Source organism: Micrococcus sp. HG099 (assembly GCF_024723355.1).
Taxonomy (GTDB): Bacteria; Actinomycetota; Actinomycetes; order Actinomycetales; family Micrococcaceae; genus Micrococcus; species Micrococcus endophyticus.
Window position 1 is genome coordinate 1 of record NZ_JANQCJ010000168.1, and the last position, 3,796, is coordinate 3,796.

Annotated in this window: 4 protein-coding genes; all 4 read right to left on the reverse strand. The window is 76.3% G+C overall.

Translation table 11 applies throughout. The features are described from left to right. Window positions 1–96: 96 nt before the first annotated feature. Window positions 97–783 (reverse strand): response regulator transcription factor, encoded by a 687-nt coding sequence (locus NWP10_RS10920; RefSeq protein ID WP_017489659.1) that lies wholly within the window; start codon window positions 781–783, stop codon window positions 97–99. Further along, on the reverse strand, window positions 780–2,213 hold the full coding sequence (locus NWP10_RS10925) for a cell wall metabolism sensor histidine kinase WalK (protein ID WP_258300925.1): 1,434 nt from the start codon (window positions 2,211–2,213) through the stop codon (window positions 780–782). The genes NWP10_RS10920 and NWP10_RS10925 overlap by 4 nt, the downstream gene beginning before the upstream one ends. 66 nt (window positions 2,214–2,279) lie before the next feature. Then, a complete protein-coding gene (locus NWP10_RS10930; RefSeq protein WP_258300926.1) occupies window positions 2,280–2,669 on the reverse strand; it encodes a hypothetical protein in 390 nt (129 codons plus the stop codon). A 91-nt stretch (window positions 2,670–2,760) separates the two neighbouring features. Beyond that, window positions 2,761–3,796, reverse strand: a 1,036-nt coding sequence (locus NWP10_RS10935; RefSeq protein ID WP_258300927.1) for a hypothetical protein, incomplete at its 5' end; no start/stop codon positions are given.

Consider the following 3,796-nt stretch of genomic DNA (forward strand, 5'->3'; position numbering starts at 1 on the left):
CCGCCGTCGTGCTCGCCGCCCTCGGGGCCGACCCCTCCGTCCCGCGCGCCGCCCGCACCGCCCGCCGCGCCGCCGCGGACGCCGCGCTGGCCCGTGTCAGCCGCTGAGCTCGTCCTCGCCGGCCAGCCGGTAGCCCAGGCCGCGGACCGTGAGGATCCGCTCCGCGCCGATCTTGGCACGCAGGTAGCGCACGTACACGTCCACCACGTTGGAGCCGGACTCGAAGTCCTCGCCCCACGCGCCGTCCAGCAGCTGCTCGCGGCTGAGGACCTGGCCGGGGCTGCGCAGGAACTCCTCGGCCAGGGCGAACTCGCGCGCCGAGAGCGCCACCGTGCGCCCGTCCACGCGCGCCGTGTGGGAGGCCGGGTCCAGTTCGAGGTCGCCGTGGCGCAGCACCGAGTCCGTCGGCTCCGGGGCGGGGGCGCCCGGGCGCAGGCGCAGCCGCACGCGGGCCAGCAGCTCGGCGAACCGGAAGGGCTTGGGCATGTAGTCGTCCGCCCCGGAGGTCAGGCCCTCCACGGTGTCCTGGGCCGAGGAGCGCGCCGTGAGGATGATGACGGGCAGGTGCGCGTCCTGCCGTCGGATCCGGGCGAGCACGTCGAAGCCGTCCGCGTCCGGCAGGCCCAGGTCCAGGATGACCAGCTCGAAGGCCCCGGTCATGGCCAGGCCCACGCCCTCGGCGCCGGTGCCGGCCGTGGTGACCGCGATGCCCTCCGCGGCCATGCCCTTGGTGACGAACGCGGCGATGCGCTCCTCGTCCTCGATCAGCAGCACAGGGATCATGCGGGGTCCTTCCCGGGGGTGAGGGAGCCGGCCGGCCGGCTCTGGGTGCTCAGGGGCAGCTCGATGCGGAAGACGCTGCCGAGCCCGGGCACGGAGTCCAGGCTCACCTCCCCGCCGTGCGCGGCGGCGATCGAGGAGACGATGGCCAGGCCCAGGCCCGAGCCGTCCGCGCGGGTGCCGTGCGCGCCCCGGCCGAACCGCTCGAAGATCTGGGCGCGGTCCTGCGGGCGCACGCCCACGCCGTGGTCCTGGACCCACAGGCGCAGCCGACCGCCCTCCACGGCCGAGCCCAGGCGCACCACGGTGCCCGGCTCGGAGTAGCGCACCGCGTTGGCGGCCAGCTGGAGCCACGCCTGGGTGATCCGCTGGGCGTCGAGGGAGACGGTGGCCTCCGCGACGCCGTCGAGCTCCCACACGTGGCCGTCGAAGCCCGACGCGCGGGCCAGCACCCCGCGGGTCAGCTCGGCGACGTCCACGGGGGCCGGGCGCAGGAAGTCGGGGTGCTGGGCCTTGGCGAGCACCAGCAGGTCGTCCACGAGGCGGCTCATCCGGTCCAGCTCGTCCAGGGTCAGGCGGGTGGTCTCGCGCACGTCCGCGGGGTCGTCCGGGTCCATGACCTCGAGGTGGCCCTGCACGATCGTCACCGGCGTGCGCAGCTCGTGGCCGGCGTCGTCCAGGAGGCGGCGCTGGGAGGCGAAGGAGTCCTCGAGCCGCTCCAGCATGGCGTTGAAGGAGTGGCCGAGGGCCGCGACGTCGTCGTGGCCGATCACCTCCACGCGCCGGTCCAGATCGTGCTCGGTGACCTCTCCGACCGCCTCCTGGAGGGACTCGAGCGGGGCGAAGACGCGGCGCAGCAGCGGCACGCCCACGGCGAGGGCGAACACCGTGGTGAGCAGCGCGCCGCCGGCGAAACCGAGGAAGGTGCGGTCCAGCCGGCCGACCTCCGCGTCCACGTCCACGGCCAGGAGCAGGGCGCCGGCGTCGTCCTGGCCCCAGCCGGTCACGGGCACGACCACGGCCCGGTACGTGGTGCTGTCGGTCGTGACGGTCTCCGCGCGGGCCTCTTGATCGCCCACCCGGGCCAGCGCCCAGGCGACGAGCTCGGGGTCCTCCTCGAGGCGCAGCTCGACGGCGCCGCTCGCGGCCAGCTCGGCCCGGTCCGGGGCGAGGCCCAGTATCCCCTCGTTGTCATGGGGGAGGACCCGCAGCATGGCCAGGCGGATGAAGGCGGCGGCGGAGTCCGGCGGCTCGCCCGTCTCGGGGTCCACACCCGTCTCGGAGAGCAGGGCGACCTGCTCGACGACGCGCTGCAGGCTCGCCTCGATCCGGTCGTTCACGGTGATGCGCAGGACGGCGTAGGCGGCGACGCCGGAGACCGCCAGCGACAGCACGAGGACGAGGGCGAGGAGGGTGCTCAGGCGCGTGCGCACCGGCAGGGACTGCCAGCGGTGGCGCAGCTCCTCGGTGCGTGAGGCGCTCAGGGCGTCCGCCCCGGGTCAGTCGTCGTCCCAGTCGTCGTCGTCCGAGTCGTCGTCATCGTCGTCCCAGTCGTCATCGTCATCCCCGTCGTCGTCCGCGTCCCACGAGTCTGCCAGAGGCGTGGGCGCGGGCGCGGGAACGCGGGACACGGTTGCGGCGGAGCGGGACTCCGCGGCGGCACGCGACTGGGCGGCCGAGGACGAGGCGGAGGCCGACGACGACGCGGGGGAGGGGCGGACCGCCGAGGCGGGGCCGCCCGAGGGGGCCGCCGGCATGGAGCCCAGGGTGATCTGCGGGCTCAGGACCGTCTGGCCGGGCCGGGCGGCGTTCAGCGCGAGAGCGACCGCCCCGACGACGACGATGAGCGCCAGCACGATCACGAGGAGGAGACGGGGGGTGCGGGACATGCCACCACGATGCCCCACGTCCATGAGGGGCGCATGAGAGACGGCTTCATCCCGCGCGGCCGACGCGGTCGGTCCGGGGCCGCCGGCCGGCTCAGTCCGCGCCGAGCTGCTCCCGGACCGCGTCGAGGTCGTCCCGCACCCGCGCGGCGCCGTCGTGGTCGCCCACCGCGGAGAGGCACTGGTGCAGGCCCGTGAGGGCTCCTAGGCGCACGAGCGTGGACTGGGTGGACTCGCTCACCAGGCGGAAGAGGGTGGCCGCCTGCTCCGGGCTGCCGTCCTCGGCCACCACGGACGCGGCGAACAGCTCCGCCTGGGCCGCGCCCTCCGGGTCCTGCGCCGCGGTGAACAGGTCGGCCGCGTGCAGGGCCGTCGAGACGGCCTCGGCCCCCTGCTCCAGCGACCACAGCGCCCGCGCGCGCGTGTCCGTGTAGTCGGCCACCTGCCAGGGCGCCTCGGCCGCGCGGACGAGCGCCACGGCCTCGTCCAGCAGCTCCAGGCCCTCTGGACGCCCGGACTCGCACAGCAGGTAGCCGTGCGCGTGCAGGGCGGCCGGCAGCACGGCCGGGTCCTCGTCCACGGCGCGGCGGGCCGCCGCCACGGCGCGCTCGAACAGGTCCAGCGCGGAGGGGCGGGTGAGCTCGTCGCGCGCGCGGTTCACGAGGGCGCCGGCCGCCAGGAGCGTGCGGGCGGCGTCCTCCCAGCGGCCGTGGGCCTCGAAGAGCCCGGCGGCCTCGCGCCACAGGGGCAGCGCGTTCTCCGAGCGGTCCTGGTCGTGGTGGGCGTGGCCGAGGTCCACGAGGGCCCGGGCCTGCTCGACGTCGTGGCCCTGGGCCGCCTCCCGGCGCACGAGGCGGGCGAGCAGCGGCTCGGCCTCGTCCGGGCGGCCGGCCAGCACGAGCTGGTGGGCCCACCAGTAGCTCAGGCTCGACGCCTCGGGCGCCTCGGCCTTCTCCGCGTGTACGGAGGCCAGCTCCCAGGCGGCCACCGCGGCCTCCTCGTGGCCCTCCAGGTCCCCGGCCACCCGGCCGGCCAGGGCGGCGGCGGACGCGGCGCCGCGGCGCAGGCCCACCCGCGCCATGCGGTCCGCCGCGTCCAGGGCGAGGGCGAGCGCCGCCGTCGGGCGGTCT

Bases quoted from the DNA above. Each gene is read 5' to 3' on its own strand.
- NWP10_RS10920 (WP_017489659.1), bottom strand. From the start codon at position 783: ATGATCCCTGTGCTGCTGATCGAGGACGAGGAGCGCATCGCCGCGTTC.
- NWP10_RS10930 (WP_258300926.1), bottom strand. From the start codon at position 2,669: ATGTCCCGCACCCCCCGTCTCCTCCTCGTGATCGTGCTGGCGCTCATC.